Source organism: Methylosinus sp. Sm6, assembly GCF_019802345.1.
Classification (GTDB): domain Bacteria; phylum Pseudomonadota; class Alphaproteobacteria; order Rhizobiales; family Beijerinckiaceae; genus Methylosinus.
Genome location: NZ_JAINDZ010000018.1, coordinates 23,665 through 40,253 on the forward strand (window position 1 = coordinate 23,665; position 16,589 = coordinate 40,253).

Genomic DNA, 16,589 nt, shown 5'->3' on the forward strand with positions numbered 1-16,589 from the left:
CCTCTCTTTCAAAAGCGGTTTATGCGCAAATGCGGCTTCGGCCAAGCCCGAAGGGGTGCGGAAGCGTCGGTCCGCGGTCCTCTCGACTGGACATCGCGCGCGAGTAACGCAATAAGGAGCCACGCAATCTCGAGGACGCTCGCGACATGTCCTACATTATTCGCTTCTTCACCTGGTGGAATCGGGCGACGCTCAGCACGGGCCTGTGGACGCTGCTCTATGGCGAGCGCGTCGGCTCGGATGAATTCGGCAATGTCTATTACCGGCGCCGGGGCGGCAAGAAGGACAAGGCGCTCGGCATCGAGCGCCGCTGGGTGATCTACAAGGGCTATGCCGAGGGCTCGGCGACGCCGCCCGGCTGGTACGGCTGGCTCCATCACACCGTCGACACGCCGCCCACCGAGGAGCGCTACGCTCCGAAGGAGTGGGAACTGCCGCATATGCCCAATCTGACCGGCACGCCCGCCGCCTATCGGCCGCCGGGATCGATCCTTTCCACGGGCCGGCGCGCGCCGGCCGGCGGCGATTATCAGGCCTGGACGCCGGAGGGCTGAGGCGCGTCTCGCGCCCGACCATCGATCCGCCACGCTTCTCTGCTCGTTTTCGGGCGCATGCAGCTCGGGCGCTTCGTCCCGAGTCCGAGACCGGAAGCCGCAATCCGCTCATGACGTTCCGCTCCCGCCTTCGCGCGATCCCGCGCCGCCTTCCGCTCGGCGGGGCGGCGGTCCTCGCCCTCTGCGCCGGCGCGGCCGCCGATCCGATCCGGCATCCGACCGCGGTCTTCGCCGGCCTCGACAAGACCACCGGCCGCATCATCAATTTCGACGTGGCGATCGACGAGACGGTGCAGTTCGGCTCGCTGCAGATCACGCCGCGCGTCTGCAACACGCGGCCGCAGACCGAGGCACCGCAGACGACGGGCTTCGTCGAGGTCGACGACCAGGACCCGGTCAAGAACGAGGCCAAGCGCGTCTTCTCCGGCTGGATGTTCGCGGCGAGCCCGGGCCTGCACGGCGTCGAGCATCCCGTCTATGACGTGTGGCTGACCGACTGCAGAGGCGGCAAGGAAACCGTTCAGGCGCCGCAGCCGGCGGACGCCGCCGCTCAGGCCGGCGCGGCCGCTCCGGCTCCGGCCGAGAAGAAGCGCACGCGCTCGCGCAAGGTGGAGCCGGTCGCGCCGACTCCGATCGAAGCGGCGCCGATCGGCCCGCGCGACTCCGTCGCGCCGGAAGCGCCCTTCGAGGACGCCGTCGCGCCGCCGCCCGAGCCCGAGAAGAAGAAATCGAAGAAGAAGTCCAGGAGCCAGCCGGGCGGGGAAGCGCCGCGTCCTAGCGCGCCGTCTCCGCTGTTTCCCTTCTGATCGCGCCCTCGCTCAACATTTCGACGATCTCCTGTCCCGAAAGCCGGACATCGTCGCGCCAGGCGTCGGCCCGGGGCGAAAGCGCGAGCGCGCGCTCGAGCCGGTCGTGATAGGCGTCGCGGCTGATCTCGACCGCGCCGAGCGAGGCGAGATGCGTGGTCATGAACTGCGTGTCGAGCAAGCAGAAGCCGGCGCTGCGCAGCCGCGCGACGAGATGTGAGAGCGCCACCTTCGACGCGTCGGTCTCGCGGTGAAACATGCTCTCGCCGAAGAAGGCGGCGCGCAGGGCGACGCCGTAGAGGCCGCCGACGAGAGCGCCCGCCCGCCAGCACTCGACCGTATGAACGAAGCCGAGATCGAACAGCTCCCGATAGAGGCGCCGGATTTCGGAATTGATCCAGGTGTTTTCCCGCTTCGGCGCGGAGGCCGCGCAGGCGTCGATGACGGCGTCGAAATCCCGGTCGATATGGACCTCGAATCGGTCCTGGCGGATCGTCTTGGCGAGGGAGCGCGAGACCTTGAACGCGTCGAGCGGAAAAATCGCGCGTTCCTGCGGGTCGACCCAGAACAGCTGCTCCTCCTCCGCGCTCTCGGCCATCGGGAACAGGCCGATGGAATAGGCGCGCAAGAGAATCTGCGGCGTGATCGCGTAGCTGGCGCTGGGGCGGGACATTTTCGGATTGTAGCGCATCGCGCGCCGGAATCGAGAGCGACGACCCGCTCCTTCGCCGGCATTGCGAGGAGCGTGGCTAACGAAGCGATCCGGCGCGCCCTCCACGGCGGCAGGATTGCTTCGCTTCGCCGAACGAGAGATCAGTCTTGCCCGATCACCTCGAGGAAGGTGTGCGCGTCCTCCTTGCGCTCGAACACATGCGGGGCGATGCCGCGCTTGCTCAGCGCCTCTTTGAGCTTCAGCCGCAGGAAGGCGCTGGTCGTGTAGCGCGTCGTCGTCAGATAATAGTTCTCCAGCATGTATTGGATCATCTCCGCGTAATAATCGTAGAGATGCTCGCTGATGCGGAAATTGTCGAGATTGACGACCTGGTTGACGCGCTTGCCGATCTTCTGGCAGGCGTCGATCAGCATGCTGCGCAGATCGTCGATGTCGCGCTTGGAGCGGGCGCTCCAGCCCTCGAGATTGAGGAACTGGATATTGCGGTCGGCGTCATAGCTGACGCGGTCCTGCAGATCGAGATTGAGCAGATCGGAGATGAGCCCCATGGGCTCGTCGATGAAGATGCGCTTGTCCATCGTGACCGGATGCTTGACGATGGGCTTGAAATCCATGTGCGGGAGAATGTCCCGCTCGATATCGATCCCCGGCGCCACCTCGATCAGCTCGAGCCCGTCCTTCTTCAGCTGGAACACGCAGCGCTCGGTGACATAGATCACCGGCTGCTCGCGCTTTTGCGCATATTTGCCGCTGAAGGTCACCTGCTCGACGAATTTCAAGAACTTGCGCGCGCGGCCTTCCTTCAGAATCTTCACCTCGCCGTTCTCGATGGCGACATCGAGTCCGCCCGCGGTGAAGGTGCCGGCGAAGACGACGCTGCGGGCGTTCTGGCTGATGTTGATGAAGCCGCCGCAGCCGTTGAGGCGTCCGCCGAAGCGGCTGGTGTTCACATTGCCCTGCTCGTCGCATTCGGCCATGCCGAGGCAGGTCATGTCGAGGCCGCCGCCGTCGTAGAAGTCGAATTGCGTGTTCTGGTCGATAATGGAATCGGCGTTGGTGGCCGAGCCGAAGGAGGAGCCGGACGCCAGCACGCCGCCGATCGCCCCGGCCTCGGTGGTGAGGGTGATGAAGGGCGTGAGCTTCTCCTCATTGGCCACGGCGGCGATGCCCTCGGGCGCGCCGACGCCGAGATTGACGACCCCGTTGGGCGGCAGCTCGAAGGCGGCGCGGCGGGCGATGATCTTGCGCGCGTCGAGCGGCATTTTGGCCATGCTCTCGACCGGCACGCGGATCTCGCCGGCGAGCGCCGGATTATAGATCACGCCGTAATTCATCCGATGCATCTCGGGCGGATCGGCGACGACGACGCAGTCGACCAGAATGCCCGGCACCTTCACGTCCTTGGGGCGGATGGAGCCGGAGTCGACGATGCGCTCGACCTGGGCGATGACGATGCCGCCATTATTGTGCGCCGCCATGGCCTGGGCGAGCACGTCGAGCGTCAGCGACTCCTTCTCCATGCCGATATTGCCGGAGGGGTCGGCGCTGGTGCCGCGAATGAAGGCGACGTCGACCTTGGTGGCGGTATAGAACAGCCACTCCTCGCCCTCGATCACCACATGCTTGACGATGTCCTCGGTGGTGACCTCATTGACGCGGCCGCCGCCGAAGCGCGGATCGACGTAAGTGTAGAGGCCGACCTTGGAGAAGAGGCCGGGCTGGCCGGCGGCGCAGGCGCGGTAGAGCTGGGAGATCACGCCCTGCGGCAGGTTGTAGCCGAGGATCTTGTTCTCCTGCGCGGCCTGGGCGACCTTGGGCATGCGGCCGAAATTGCCGGCGATGACGCGGCGCAGCAATCCCTCGTGATGCAGGCGGCCGGTGCCGAGCCCTTTGCTGTCGCCGGCGCCGGCGGTCATGATCAGCGTGAGGCCCTTCGGCCCGCCGGTCTCGACGAAGCGCTTCTCCAGCGCGGCGTGCAGCGCCTCGGGAATGCAGCTCTGGACGAAGCCGGTCGTCGTCAGAACGTCGTTCTCGCTGATCAGCGCGATGGCCTCGTCGGCGGTGATCACCTTGTTGTTCTTGTTCATTTCCTGCGTGTTTCCCCTGGTCGTCTCCCCGCCCGGCGGACGAAAATATTCTCCCGCGTCTTCCGTCTCGGGCGGGCGCCGGCTCGTCGTTTGGGGCGACACTAGAGTTCGCGCCTCTTTTTCGCAATAGCGTCGCCGGACCCTGCCGCCGCAGGGGCGGCGCAGCCGAATTCGATAGACGGCGCCGGAGCTTCGGCCGATAGAGTCAAGCATTAGCCCTTCGTTAAGGTTATCCCGTTAACTGTGACGTCAACGCTGCTCCTGTCGCGGTCCGGTCGAGCATTCGATGCGCCGGCGCTCCGAGCGCGTCGTTTCGGATAGGGCGAGCCGCCCAAGGCATGATGCCGCTTCCGTCGAGCCGGTGAAAATCCGGGATGCCCGTTTATCAGAGGTTCCACCCCATCCAGGGATCGATGAGTCATGTCCAGTATTCTGACCAACTCCTCCGCCATCACCGCGCTCCAGTCGTTGCGCTCGACGCAGTCGTCGCTCGCGTCGACGCAGAAGGAAATCTCGACCGGCCTCAAGATCTCCAGCGCCGCGGATAATGCGTCGACCTGGGGCATCGCCCAGACGATGAAGTCGGATCAGGGCGTGCTGTCGACGATCAGCGATTCGCTGAACGTCAGCTCCTCGGTGCTGAACATCGCGTCGACGGCGATCACCAATGCGATCTCGGTGATCAACAACATCAAGTCGCAGGTCGCGCAGGCGGCGCAGCCCGGCGCCGACACCGCCAAGATCGGCACCACCCTCGAAGGCCTCAGCAGCCAGCTCTCCAGCATCGTCGCCTCGGCCAATTTCAACGGGCTCAATCTGGTCGACGGTTCGGCGAGCGCCTTCAACTTCATCGCCTCCTATTCGGATGGCAAGGGCACGGTCGCCTCGTCTCTCAACACGATCGACCTCACCGCGATCGCGCTGATCGGCGGCGGCGGCGCTTCGCCCGCTGTCGCGGCCGGCTCCGGCATTCTCGAGACCGAGCAGGCGACCGGCGCGAGCGCGGCGACCGACTTCACCGCTCTGGACGTGAACAGCGTCTCCAGCGCCACCAGCATCGCCGATACGCTGTCCAACGCCGACAAGGCGATCGCCGACCTCACCCAATACGCCGCGCAGATCGGCGCGGTGCAGACGAGCGTCAACGGACAGGCCACCTTCATGAAGACGCTCAACGAGGCGCTGACCAATGGCGTCAGCTCGCTCGTCGACGCGGATATGAACGAGGCCTCGACGCGCCTGCAGGCGCTGCAGACGCAGCAGCAGCTCGGCGTGCAGTCGCTGTCGATCGCCAACCAGAACAGCCAGATGATCCTCAAGCTGTTCCAGTAATTTTCGGAAGACGCCGTTTCTCGGCCGCACAGGCCGCGCCGCTCGGCGCGGCCTGTCGCGCTTTTTCTGCGGAGACTCGCCACGGCGAGGCTCGCGCAAGCCTAAAGCGCAAAATTCGGGCTCCGCTCTGCTCCGACCCGATGAATCGCGCTCATGGACCGCCTCAATCAGCTCCGCGACAATCTGCTCGCGCTCGGGCCCAGAAAGCTTTCCGCCCTCGGTCTGATATTCGTTCTCGTTCTGGCGATCACCGGGCTCGGAGCCTATTACGTCTCGCGGCCCGACTTCGAGGTGCTCTACGCCGGCCTCGACCGCGAGGACGTGAGCCGCATCGGCGCCGTGCTCAAATCCTCCGGCGTCGCCTTCGACATCAATCCGGAAGGCAACGCCGTCCTCGTCCGCTATGGCCAGACGGCGCAGGCGCGCATGCTGCTCGCCGAGCGCGGCCTGCCGCAGAGCGCCAACGCCGGCTATGAGCTGTTCGACAAGGTCGGCTCGCTCGGCCTCACCTCCTTCATGCAGGAGGTGACGCGCGTGCGCGCGCTCGAAGGCGAGCTCGCGCGCACCATTCAGCTCATCCGCGGCGTCAAGGCCGCGCGCGTGCATATCGTGCTGCCCGACGAAGGCTCGTTCCGCCGCGCGCGCCAGCCGCCCTCCGCCTCCGTCGTGATTCGCACCGAGAGCCCCGACGATTCGAAAGCGGCGCAGGCGATCCGCCATCTCGTCGCCGCCTCCATTCCCGGCATGACGGTCGAGCAGGTCACCGTGCTCAACACCGACGGAATGCTGCTCACGGCCTCGGAAGGCGACGAGAACGACGCCGTGCCGGCCAAGACGCTGACGCTCGAGAAGACCGTCTCCAAGGACATTCAGGACAATATTCGCCGTACGCTCACCCCTTATCTGCGCCTCGCGAACTTCCAGGTCAGCGTGCGCGCCCGCATCAACACGGACCGCAGGCAGACCAATGAGACGGTGTTCGATCCCGAATCGCGCGTCGAGCGCTCGGTGCGGGTGGTGAAGGAGAACTCCACCTCCCAGAACAACAGCACCAGCCAGGCCGCCGGCGTCGACCGCAACGTGCCCCAGGACAAGCCGCAGTCGGGCGAGGGCAAGCAATCGAACGACGAGAACAAGAAGAGCGAGGAGCTGACCAATTTCGAATTGTCGTCGAAGACGGTCACGACGGTCAGCGGCGGCTACACGGTCGAAAATCTGTCGATCGCGGTGCTCGTCAATCGCGCGAGCCTCGGCGGGGCCGGCAAGGATGCGCCGAAGCCGGAGGCGGTCGAGCGGCAGCTGAAGGAGATCGAGCAGCTCGTCGCCTCCGCGGCGGGCGTGCGCAAGGACCGCGGCGACAGCGTCAAAGTCTCCGCCGTCGATTTCGCGATCAACGAAAACGACCTGTCTCCGGTGGAGCCCGCGGGATGGAGCGAGGCGATCACCCATCAGCTCGGATCGATGATCAACGCCGGCGCGCTCATCGTCGTCACCGTGCTGCTCGTTCTCTTCGGCCTGCGTCCGGCCTCGCGCGCATTGCTCGCCGAAGCGCCGCCGCCGGCCCTGGCTATGGCCGAGGACGCGGCGCCGGCGCTGCTCGGCGCCGAGCCGAGCATCGAATTGCCTTTCGCGCCGATGATGGAGGCGCCGCAGTTCATGGGATCGATCGACGCCGGACTCATCGAGGATATCGGCGGGCGTGAAAAGTTCAATCAGCAAAAGAAGCTCGAGCAGCTCATCGAAGCCGATGAGATGCAGGCCGCGGCGATCTTGAAGCAATGGATGTACGTCGGAGGGAGCGTGTGATGGCGCGCTCGGTCGCCGATTTTCTGATGCGGTTCGACGAGTCGCCGATCCTCGCGCCGCCGGAGCCGCCGGAGCCGATCGCAGAGCCTCTCGTCGAGGAGGAGCGCGTCCCGGAGGAGCCGCGGATCGAGCTCGCCGACGAGCTGCGCGCCGAGCTCGTCGAGGAAGGCCGCGCGGCCGCCAAAGAGGAATATGAGGCGTTGATCGCGCGCGAGCGGGCGGCGTCGCTGCTGCGGCTCGAAACCGAGCGGCGTCGCTGGGCGCGCGAGGAGGGCGAGCGGCTCGGCGAGCAATTCCGCTCGGCGCTCGATGGATTCGTCACGCAGGTCGGCGAGGATGTCGGGCGCGTTCTCGAGCCCTTCGTGACGGGCGAGGTGCGCGACCGCATGTTGGACGCGCTGGTCGACCGGCTGCGGGTGATAATCGCGGATCGGGATCATCCGGTCGTGCGCCTCGGCGGACCGACCGACCTCCTGGACGCGCTCTGCGAGAAACTGAGCAGCGAGGGCGTCGCGACTCGCATCGAGGATGTGGGCGGCGTCGATCTGCGCGCGCGCATAGAGGCGACGACGATCGAAACGACACTCGGAGAATGGATGCGGGAGCTCCGTGACGAGGGCGGCGCCCAATGAGCGACGAAGAGGAAAGCGAAATCATCTTCATCCGCAAGCGCCACGGGAATGACGAGGAGGGCCATCACGGCGGCGCGTGGAAGATCGCCTTCGCCGACTTCATGACGGCGATGATGGCCTTCTTCCTGGTCATGTGGATCATCAACTCCACCTCGAAGGAGACCAAGGCGGCGATCGTGCAATATTTCAACCCCGTCCAGCTCGTCGACTCCAATCCCGCGCACAAGGGGCTGCGCGATCCGAAGGACGGAGGGCAGGGCAAGAGCACGAAAGAGTCGAACGTCCAGGAGCGGCAGCACGCCGGGCCCGCGGCTGCGAGCGAGAAGGACGAGCCGCTGCGCGAAGCGGCGCTGCTCTACGATCCGATGTCGACGCTCGACGAGATCGCTGGCCCGGCGGCCGCGAATTCGACGGATGCGTCCGGCAAGCCGGGCCAGGCGCCGCCGACCTTCGGCGATCCCTTCGACCGCAGCATGCGCGGCGTCGGCTATGTCGAGCAGCGCCTCGAGGAGAGCGGCTCGCCCGACAAGGCGAGCGAGGCGGAGCCGGCCGAGGAGCGCGCCAAGCCAGCGGCCACGACGCCGCCGACTAACGCCAAATCCGCGACGCGCCAGCAGCGCCAAGCCGCGTCGGCCGCCGCCGCCGCTGCGGCCGCGGCGGCGGAGGAAAAGGCGCGGGCCGAGGCGGCGCAAGTCGAGGCGGCGCGCGCCGCGATCGAAAAGATCGTGAAGGCGGAAAGCGCGAGCGCGCAGCCGGGGCCGCATGTCGAGGTGGCGCAGACATCCGAAGGCTTGCTGATCAGCCTCACCGACGAGGCGAATTTTTCCATGTTCGCGATCGGCTCGGTCAAGCCGAAGCCGCAGCTCGTGCGCATCATCGGCCAGATCGGCTCCGTGCTCTCCAAGCAGCCCGGCCAGGTCGAGCTGCGCGGCCATACCGACGGACGCTCCTACAAATCCAAGGTCTACGACAATTGGCGGCTCTCGGCGGACCGCGCCAATATGGCCTATTACATGCTCCTGCGCGGCGGCCTCTCCGAGAAGCGCGTCGTCAAGATCGCCGGCTACGCCGACCGCAATCTGAAAGAGCCGAAGGAGCCGCTCTCCGCCGTCAACCGCCGCATCGAAATCCTGGTGCGAAAGGGCGGCCCGTGATGCGCGTATCGCTTTCTCTCGTCGTGGCCGCGGCGCTGTCGATGTGGAGCGCCGCCGCCGCGCAATCGGACGGGCTGGTCGAGCTGGTGCGCAAGCTCACCAGCCTCCAGGACGCTCTGGCGCGCGGCGCGGCGCCTGCGCGCGCCGCCATCCCTGCGCAGGTCGAGCAGATCCAATCGGCGATCGCGACGGCGGAGGCCGATTCCTGGAAGGAGCGGGCGAACGCTCGCGCCGCGGCGACCTTTCTCCTCTGTGGGGGATCGCCGCGCAGCATTCGCAAGCTGTTCGACGCGCATCTGTTCTCGGACTCGGACCGGCCTCTCCTCGAGGCCAGCCTCGCCTATGCGGAAGGGCGCAGCCGCGAGGCGACGCAGCTGTTCGCGCAGGTCGATCCGAAGGCGCAGCCGGCGACGCTCGGCGGCCATGTCGCTCTCGTGCGCGGCGGACTGATGATCGGCTCCGACAATGCGCGAGCGCGCGAGCTGCTCGATCTCGCGCGTCTGCTCGTGCCGAGCTCGCTGGTCGAGGAGGCGGCGCTGCGGCGCGAGATCGCGGTCGTCGATCCGCTGCAGGACGCCGACAAATTCCTGCTGCTCGCGCGCCGCTATGTGGCGCAATATCCGCGCTCGCCCTTCGCGCGCAATTTCTGGGGCGAGGCGCGCGCGGCGACGACGCGCGTCGCGACGAGCGTCTCCGAGCAGCAGCTCGGCGAATTTCTGGAGCTGTTCGACGCTCAGCCGGCCGAGACGCGCTTCGATCTCCATATGGCGATCGCTCAGGCGGCGATTCTGCGCGGACGTCCCGGGCTCGCGGCGCTCGAGACCGATCGCGCCGCTCCGCTCGCCGACACGCGCCAGGCCAAGGCGCGCGTCGCGCTGCATCGCGCGGCCTTGACCGCGCTCGGCGGCGACTTCGACGCCGCGGCGGTCGAATTCGCCGAGCTCGACGCCAAGTCTCTCGCGCCGCGCGACAAGGAGCTGCAGGCGATCGTCTCCGGGGCGATGGAGAGATTGCGGCGCGAGCCCGACGCCGCCGAGGGAGCGGCCGAGGGAGCGGCCATGTCCGCGCGCGCCGAAACGCCGGCCGAAAGGGCGGCGCGGCAAGCGCTCGCGGACTCGGAAATCGTGCTGCAAAAGGCGGTGGAAAGATGAATCTCGCTTCGCTGCTGTCGAGCGTCGCAGCCGAACAGCTCGCGCGCCCTCGCGAGTCCGCGTCGTCTCGCGGACACTTGGAGGAGGGCGCGGCGGGCGCGTCCGCATTCGCCGCCGTTCTCTCGGAGGTGGACGGCGCGGCGCGCACGGGCGAAACGCAAAATGCGGCCGCCGACGCCTGGGGCGACAGCGAGGCGGAGGAGGGCGCATCCGATTCGACGAAAGCGGCGGACCGCCCGGATACGCCGCCGGCGCAAGGCGCCCCGAGCCTGCCTTACGAGCCGCGTCGCGAGCTGGTCCTCGGGCCGGCCGCATTGCCGGCGTCGGCGCCCGCGCCCGAGCGGGAGGCTGCGTCCGACGGCGCCGACGCGAGCCGACGCACGGCGGAGCCGGCGCGGGCGGTTGCGTTGTCCGCGCCTGCTTCGATCGCGTCCACCCCCGTAGCCGCGGCGCCTGCGTCAGATGCGCCGCGCGCCGCTCACGGGGTCGCTGCGGCGGCGCCCGCCAGCGCTGCTCCCCGAGAGAAGCGAGACGCATCGCGCTCGCCGACTGTCGACGCATCGGCGCGGCCGGCTGCGTTCGCAGCGCCGTCTCCGTCTCCGATCGTGTCAGGCGCCGTCGCCGCTTCGCCTGCTTCAGATCCGCGCGTCGCTCGCGGGGACGCGGCGGCTATCGTCGGCGCTGCTCCCGAGGAGCGGCGCGATCCCTCACGCTCGTCGACTGACGACGCATCGGCGCGGCCGGCCGCGTTCGCAGCAAAGTCTGCGACCGTGTCCGCCCCCGTCGCCGCCGCGTCTGCGCCAGAGGCGCGCGCCGATCACGCGGGCGCGGCGGCGCCCGCTAGCGCTGCTCCGCAGGAGAGTCGCGACGCCTCGCGATCGTCCGCGGTTCACGTTTCGTCGGCGGCGAGCCGAGCGGCGATTGCGCGCCCGTCTTCCGTGCGGTCCATCGCGGCGGAGACCGGCGCAGCGTCAATTGCGCTCCAGACCGACCAGCGCTCTCGCGACGAGGGCGGGACCGCGTCGATGGCGCCGACCGAAGCTCCCGTCGAAACTGCGCCGAGCCAATCTTCGGACCCGGCGTCGGGGAGCGAACACCCTGCTGCGACCATCGCGTCGAACGCGCCGTCCAAGACCGGAACCGTAGCGCCCGCCTCGGCGCCGCCGAAGACGGATGCGGAGACGTCGGGGACAGCTCCGGCTCGCGCCGAGACGCCGCGGCTGGGCGATGCGGGCGCGACGAGCCGCGCCCCGCTATCGACAGATGCGGCTGACGCCTCCGCCCCATCGGCGTCGCCCGTTCGTGGCGTGAAGATGGTCCAAGGCTCCGAGCCGAGTCGGATGGAGGCGCTCTTCACGAGCTCGCGCGTGGACGTGGCGCCCGCGTCCCTCGCCGCCGCCGTCGCCGAGCCGTCGCAGCCCCAGCGCACGACAGTGATTTCCGCTGCGCCCGACCTCACGCGAGGCGCAGCGCTCGAGCCCTCCGCCGGTCGCGCGGAAACACAAAAGCTTTCGCCGTCGGCAGAGCCGGCTTATGCGCCGCCGTCCGTCGCCTCGTCGAGCGCGGCGACGCCCACGAGTATCGCGCCGTCAGCGGTCTCGGAGCCTCTTCCCGCCGTGAGCGACGCGCCGGCGGTGGACGCAGAATCGGCGACGGCGACGCCGGCCTCGACGCAACGCGCTCCGCAGCCATCGGCGGTAGAGCCGGCGGCCGAAGCGGAGGCGGGTCCGCCCGAAGCGGCGCGCGCCGTTTCTTTTATCCCTACCTCGACGGCGACCGCCGAGGCCGCCCCCACGCGCGACCAAACCCCTGTGGCCGCAACGCGGGCTGTGGAGGCGGCGTATGTTTCGCACAACGCCGCCCCGCGCGCGGCTGCGACTCCGAACCCGCCTGTCGCGCAACACCACGCTGGCCCGATCGATGCCAGCGAGTCGGTCTCGCGCGCGGCGCCGGCGACGCCCCAGGCCGAAATTGCGGTCGGCGATTCTGCGACTGCCGAGGGCGCCGCCGCTTCGCCTGCTGGCGACGCTCCGGTTCGCGATCCGAATGGCGCAGACGCTCGCCCGCCGAGCTCCGCGGCGTCCTATCCGCTCCGAAGCGTCGTTTCTGTCGAGGCCGCGCCGGAACAGGCGCGACTCGGAATGTCGCCAGCGGAGGGTTCGGTCGCGCCGACCGCCTCGCCGGCGATTTCTACCGCCGTCTCGCCGCCGACGAGAACCGATTCGAACGAGCCTCATACGCGGGCCGAGAGCGCTTTCGTGCCGCCCACGGCCGCGGCGGCCCTGGGCAGCCGCGTCTCGGGAGACGCAGTCGAAGGCGCCCGGGCCGAGACGCCGGCGCCTCGCGCCGAAATATTCGTGCTTCCGACGCCCGAACCTTCGCTTTCTCCCGCGGAGGACGAGAGCGCAACGCGCATCGTCGTCGAAGAAGCGCGGTCGTCGGCGCTTCGCAGTCCTCCCACAGATGGGGGGCGCAGGACGGCCTCGATCGAGCCGACCGCCGCGCCGGTGATTCATCGGTCCGCGCCCGTGACCGAGGCGGTCCGCGCAAGATCCATGGATGAGGTCGCAACTCCAGTTTCCGTTCCCGCGGACCACGCAGGCGAGGCCAGCGTCGTCGTCGATGAAGGGGCGCCTTCCATGCGCCTTTCTCCTCTTCCTCCTTCTTCGGAGGAGGGGCGCTCTTCCGGCGACGCCATGATCCCGGCAACCGCGGAGAGGGCGGCCGTTGTCGTCGAACGCGAGGCGTCGCAATCGTCGTCCGCGCGCTCTTCCACGACGCTCCGCGCTCCGCCGGCCGCCTCGAACCCATCGGCGGCCTCGCGCGGTCAGTCGGCGGCCGAGAGCGCGCCTGCGCCGCGGCTCGATCCGCGCCCGCTCGATGCTCCGCGCGGGGCCCCCGCGCCGGAAAGCGTCGTCATCTCCCAGCGCTCACAGACCGCTGAGCCTGTGGGCGCCGTTACGCGGAGCCCGGCCGCCGTCGAAGCGCCGTCGCTCCGCCCGGCGCCTGGCGGAGCTCCCGTCACGGAACGTCAGCCCTCTCGGCCACTCGCGGAGCCGACCGCTAGGACCGATCCGACGCTGACCGCCGCCCGCTCAGCGCCGGCGCCCGCTCAGAGCGAATCGCCGCGCGTCGCCGATTCCGTTTTCCGAGGCGCCGAGACGATCGACGTCCGCGCCGACAGCGCGTCGGGCGTGCGAGCGCCGGCGGCGCCCGAATCGACGAAAGTTGCCGAGCCGGCGCTCGCCGCGTCGTCGCGCGCTTCCACCGTTTCGACATCGACGCCGGCCTCGGCGGACGAAGCCGCGCCGAGGAGCGAGGAGCCGTCTCATCCTGCTCCCGCTTCCCTGCGGGCGGATGCGACGCGCGGCGCCGAGCCGAAGGATGGGCCGCCGGTCGCGGCGCCGCCGTCTGGTGGGGCCGGCCGAGCACATTCGTCGGACGCCGCCGGCCGCGATCCTCTCGCTGTCTCGGCGGGCCCGAGAGTGACGGGCGCGCTGGCGCAGGAGGCGCCGTCCTCGTCCACTGACGAGATGCGCCATATCGCGCAGAGCCCGGCGCCGCCCCGCGTCGGGAGCGCGGCGGGCGAGACCGCAGCTTCCACTCCGAGACCGAGCGCGCAGTCCGCGCCGGAGCGCTCGCCTTTGGTTGACGCCGCGCCTTTGCCGAAGGGAGAGACGCAGGTTTCCGCGCGGAACGAGGCCTTGTCCGCCCCTGCCGCGTCCGGGGTTTCCGCCGATAGGTCGAAGACGATCGCGAGTCCTGCGGCGGAGCCGGCGATCGCGCCGCGCGCGGCTTCGGATCGGGCCGCCGCGCCGGCGGCTCCCGCCGCCGAGACCGTGACGTCCGCTCCAAAACCGAGCGCGTCCCCGGCGACCGGAGCAGCCGCTTCTGTCGTCGACTCCGCGTCGTCGAGCCCTGCCGCCGGATCGCGCGCATCGTTCGCGGCGGCTGCGGCCCTCCTCGATTCATCCAAGGCGATCTCGCATCCAGCGGCCGAGCCGCCGATCCCGCCGCGGGCGGCTGCCGACCGGGCCGCCGCGCCTTCGGCGCCGGCCGGCGAGACCGCGACGTCCGCTCCGCGAGAGAGCGCGCCCCCGACGACCGAGCGTGCGCCTGCGGTCGACCTCCCGCTTTCGCAAAAGAGCGTCGCCCCCGTCGTCGCCGAGTTGCGCTCGTCTTCCGCGGCCTCCGGGGCGCTCGTCGCTTCCTCGAAGGCGGCCTCGAGTCCCGCGGCGGAGGAGCCGAGGATCGCGCCTCGCGCCGCTTCCGAGCGACCCGCCGCGCCCTCGGCTCCCGCCGCCCCGCCGCCGACTCCGCGCCCGCGAGAGGACGAGTCGTCGACGCTCCGGACGGCGGAGGCAAAGGTCGATGCTCCGGCGCGAGCCGTTGCGTCAGACGCGCCGCCGACGAGCGCCGTCGCCGCGCGTCCCGAGCCGAGGCCCCCTCACGTCACCGACGCGCGGCAGGCGTCGTCGGATGTCGCGAACGCGCCGCATCCGCAGCCCGCCCTCGCTGCCGCCGCTCCGGCGGAGCGGCCCGAACCGACGGCCGCCGCGTCCCGGCCCGCGCCGCCGAGCGAAGCCGCGGTTTCGCGCGAGGGCGAACACGCGGAATCGTTCCCGCGCGCCGAGCCGAAGACAGCTTCCGCTCCGAAAACCGCAGCCGTCGCAGGGGAGAATCGCGCGCCTGCCGCGCCATCCGCCGCGACTGTGAGCGCGGCGGCCGCGCCGGAGGCGGTCCGCGATGACGGGCTTCTCGCCCTGCTGCGCTCGATCCCCGCCGGGCGTTTCGCCTCGCCGGTCGCCGCGCGCGCGCCGGCCCGGGAGGATGTCGCCCGCCCGACCTCGCGCGCCTCAGCAGCGACCGCCGACGCCGTGAGGTCGCCGTTCGACATCGCGTCCGCGCTTCCGTCGCTCATCGCCGGCGACGGCTCGCGTGCGACGGCCGATGCGCGAACGGGCGACGGAGCGATCGCCGCGCCGACGGCGGCGCCGACCGCTGCGGTCGAGAGCTTCGGAAAGGATTTCGCCGCGACTGCGTCCGCCGTCGAGCCGCCGTCGCCGCCCATGGAGCGGCCTTCGCCACATGACGAGCCGCACGCCGCTCGCAGCGAGACGCATCCGGCGGCGGTCGCGGCGTCGCGCGCCGTCGCGACCCCGGCGGCCGGCGAGACCACCGCGCCGGCTGCGGCGGAGGAGGAGGTTGTCGCCGCGCCGCTCGGGCGTGTCGATCTTTCCGCTCCCACGGCAAATCCCGCTCCGGCGATGGCGGCGATGCTCGCCCCGCAGGCGCGCAGCTTGCTCGGCCTCGCGCCGGGCCGCGGCCCGGGCGGGGCATCCGGCTCCTCGGACGCCGCGCCGCGCGCCAGCTCCCTCAGCGCCAAGACGTCTCTCGGCGCCAAGACGTCTCTCGCGGCCAAGACGATGACCATCGAGCTCGCGCCGGAATCGCTCGGCGTGGTCGTCGTGAAGATGAAGCTCGCGCATTCGGGCGTCGATATGAAGATCAGCGTTCGCTCGCCGGAGGCGCTGCGCGACCTCGAATCCGCTCGCGACGCCTTGGTCGAGGCGATGCGGTCGGTCGGATGCGCGATCGACGGCTGCACGATTCAGATGTCCGCCGCCGCGACCGACGGGACGCAGGCGGGAGGGCAGGGCTTCTCTACAGCGTCCAATGGCGCGGAGAGCGAGCCGCGAGAGCGGACGATCTCGGAAGAAGGAACGGGCGATGGACAGGGCGCGGGCGGACGGCGGCGCGAGACCGCGCGGGACGATGGCGCGCCGGAGACGGCGGCTCGGCGTCCTGTCGATGGTCGCGGCGGCGTCTATCTGTGACGCCCGCGCCGCCGGCGCGCCGCCGCGGAACATTTGCGAGCGGGAGATGATCCAGGCCGCCAATGAGCATGCGGTGCCGCTCGCCGTGCTCTACGCTGTGGCGCTGACCGAGACCGGCCAGAGGGGCGCGCTCAACGCCTATGCGATGAATGTGCAAGGACGCCCGGTGTTCAGCGCCGATCTGCGCGAGGCGCTGGAGCGCTTCGCGGCGGCGCGGCGCGCGGGCGCGGCGCTGATCGACATCGGCTGCATGCAGGTCAATCATCACTTTCACGGCGCGAAGTTCGCGTCGGTGGAGGCGATGTTCGATCCGCGGCTCAATGTCGGCTATGCGGCGAAGTTCCTGAAGGCGCTGCGCGCGAGCGAAGGCAGCTGGACGGCGGCCGTGGCGCGCTATCACGCCGGACCCGGCAACGCGCCCGCGCAAAAGACCTATGTGTGCGCGGTGATCGCCAATATGGTGGCGAGCGGCTTCGGCTCATGGACCGAGGCCGCGCACGATTTCTGCCGTCCGCGCGGGCATTTGGTGGCGCGATAGCGGCGTGATTCAGCCGATT

13 protein-coding genes are annotated in these 16,589 nt (G+C 69.6%); 9 read left to right on the forward strand and 4 right to left on the reverse strand.

Annotated elements, in window-relative coordinates; translation table 11 throughout:
• Positions 1-146 precede the first annotated feature (146 nt).
• Together K3F48_RS13305 and K3F48_RS13310 are read left to right on the forward strand one after the other, a co-directional pair.
• On the forward strand, positions 147-554 hold the full coding sequence (locus K3F48_RS13305) for an NADH:ubiquinone oxidoreductase subunit NDUFA12 (protein ID WP_222575921.1): 408 nt from the start codon (positions 147-149) through the stop codon (positions 552-554).
• A gap of 110 nt (positions 555-664) precedes the next feature.
• Positions 665-1,360 carry a DUF2155 domain-containing protein gene (locus tag K3F48_RS13310; RefSeq protein ID WP_222575922.1) on the forward strand — a complete coding sequence of 232 codons (696 nt, stop codon included), beginning with the start codon at positions 665-667 and terminating at the stop codon, positions 1,358-1,360.
• On the opposite strand, the gene aat is transcribed toward K3F48_RS13310, so the two are convergent.
• Together aat and K3F48_RS13320 are read right to left on the reverse strand one after the other, a co-directional pair.
• Complete coding sequence (gene aat / locus K3F48_RS13315; protein WP_222575923.1) at positions 1,329-2,033, reverse strand: leucyl/phenylalanyl-tRNA--protein transferase; 705 nt, start codon at positions 2,031-2,033, stop codon at positions 1,329-1,331. The genes K3F48_RS13310 and aat overlap by 32 nt on opposite strands.
• Before the next feature lie 140 nt (positions 2,034-2,173).
• The gene (locus tag K3F48_RS13320; protein ID WP_222575924.1) at positions 2,174-4,120 is read right to left on the reverse strand and encodes an acyl CoA:acetate/3-ketoacid CoA transferase; all 1,947 of its coding nucleotides are present in this window, start codon (positions 4,118-4,120) and stop codon (positions 2,174-2,176) included.
• Positions 4,121-4,540: 420 nt separating this feature from the next.
• Between K3F48_RS13320 and K3F48_RS13325 the strand changes: the two genes are divergently transcribed.
• The 5 genes from K3F48_RS13325 (at position 4,541) to K3F48_RS13345 (ending at position 10,195) form a co-directional block, all read left to right on the forward strand.
• Positions 4,541-5,452: a flagellin gene (locus K3F48_RS13325; protein WP_222575925.1), complete on the forward strand. Its 912-nt coding sequence runs from the start codon at positions 4,541-4,543 to the stop codon at positions 5,450-5,452.
• A 153-nt stretch (positions 5,453-5,605) separates the two neighbouring features.
• Entirely contained in the window at positions 5,606-7,258 is a 1,653-nt protein-coding gene (fliF, locus tag K3F48_RS13330; RefSeq protein ID WP_222575926.1) for a flagellar basal-body MS-ring/collar protein FliF, read from the forward strand.
• Complete coding sequence (locus K3F48_RS13335) at positions 7,258-7,890, forward strand: hypothetical protein (RefSeq protein WP_222575927.1); 633 nt, start codon at positions 7,258-7,260, stop codon at positions 7,888-7,890. The genes fliF and K3F48_RS13335 overlap by 1 nt, the downstream gene beginning before the upstream one ends.
• On the forward strand, positions 7,887-9,044 hold the full coding sequence (locus K3F48_RS13340) for a MotB family protein (protein WP_222575928.1): 1,158 nt from the start codon (positions 7,887-7,889) through the stop codon (positions 9,042-9,044). Before K3F48_RS13335 ends, K3F48_RS13340 begins: the two co-directional genes overlap by 4 nt.
• Complete coding sequence (locus K3F48_RS13345) at positions 9,044-10,195, forward strand: hypothetical protein (RefSeq protein ID WP_222575929.1); 1,152 nt, start codon at positions 9,044-9,046, stop codon at positions 10,193-10,195. The genes K3F48_RS13340 and K3F48_RS13345 overlap by 1 nt, the downstream gene beginning before the upstream one ends.
• Positions 10,196-11,084: 889 nt before the next feature.
• Here K3F48_RS13345 and K3F48_RS13350 read toward each other — a convergent pair.
• Positions 11,085-11,654, reverse strand: a complete 570-nt coding sequence (locus tag K3F48_RS13350) for a hypothetical protein (protein ID WP_222575930.1) — start codon at positions 11,652-11,654, stop codon at positions 11,085-11,087.
• Between the two features lie 1,869 nt (positions 11,655-13,523).
• Positions 13,524-14,171, reverse strand: coding sequence for a hypothetical protein (locus K3F48_RS13355; RefSeq protein WP_222575931.1), 648 nt, complete (start codon positions 14,169-14,171; stop codon positions 13,524-13,526).
• Between the two features lie 736 nt (positions 14,172-14,907).
• On the opposite strand from K3F48_RS13355, the gene K3F48_RS24895 reads away from it, so the two are divergent.
• On the forward strand, positions 14,908-16,032 hold the full coding sequence (locus tag K3F48_RS24895) for a flagellar hook-length control protein FliK (protein ID WP_222575932.1): 1,125 nt from the start codon (positions 14,908-14,910) through the stop codon (positions 16,030-16,032).
• Positions 15,971-16,570, forward strand: coding sequence for a transglycosylase SLT domain-containing protein (locus tag K3F48_RS13365; protein ID WP_370631419.1), 600 nt, complete (start codon positions 15,971-15,973; stop codon positions 16,568-16,570). Before K3F48_RS24895 ends, K3F48_RS13365 begins: the two co-directional genes overlap by 62 nt.
• Positions 16,571-16,589: the final 19 nt, after the last annotated feature.

What these genes read in the sequence shown, in the direction of transcription:
- K3F48_RS13310 (WP_222575922.1), top strand. Translation starts at nt 665, where the DNA reads ATGACGTTCCGCTCCCGCCTTCGCGCGATCCCGCGCCGCCTTCCGCTC.
- K3F48_RS13325 (WP_222575925.1), top strand. Translation starts at nt 4,541, where the DNA reads ATGTCCAGTATTCTGACCAACTCCTCCGCCATCACCGCGCTCCAGTCG.
- K3F48_RS13340 (WP_222575928.1), top strand. Translation starts at nt 7,887, where the DNA reads ATGAGCGACGAAGAGGAAAGCGAAATCATCTTCATCCGCAAGCGCCAC.
- K3F48_RS13305 (WP_222575921.1), top strand. Translation starts at nt 147, where the DNA reads ATGTCCTACATTATTCGCTTCTTCACCTGGTGGAATCGGGCGACGCTC.
- aat (WP_222575923.1), bottom strand. Translation starts at nt 2,033, where the DNA reads ATGTCCCGCCCCAGCGCCAGCTACGCGATCACGCCGCAGATTCTCTTG.
- K3F48_RS13320 (WP_222575924.1), bottom strand. Translation starts at nt 4,120, where the DNA reads ATGAACAAGAACAACAAGGTGATCACCGCCGACGAGGCCATCGCGCTG.
- K3F48_RS13335 (WP_222575927.1), top strand. Translation starts at nt 7,258, where the DNA reads ATGGCGCGCTCGGTCGCCGATTTTCTGATGCGGTTCGACGAGTCGCCG.
- fliF (WP_222575926.1), top strand. Translation starts at nt 5,606, where the DNA reads ATGGACCGCCTCAATCAGCTCCGCGACAATCTGCTCGCGCTCGGGCCC.
- K3F48_RS13365 (WP_370631419.1), top strand. Translation starts at nt 15,971, where the DNA reads ATGGCGCGCCGGAGACGGCGGCTCGGCGTCCTGTCGATGGTCGCGGCG.
- K3F48_RS13345 (WP_222575929.1), top strand. Translation starts at nt 9,044, where the DNA reads ATGCGCGTATCGCTTTCTCTCGTCGTGGCCGCGGCGCTGTCGATGTGG.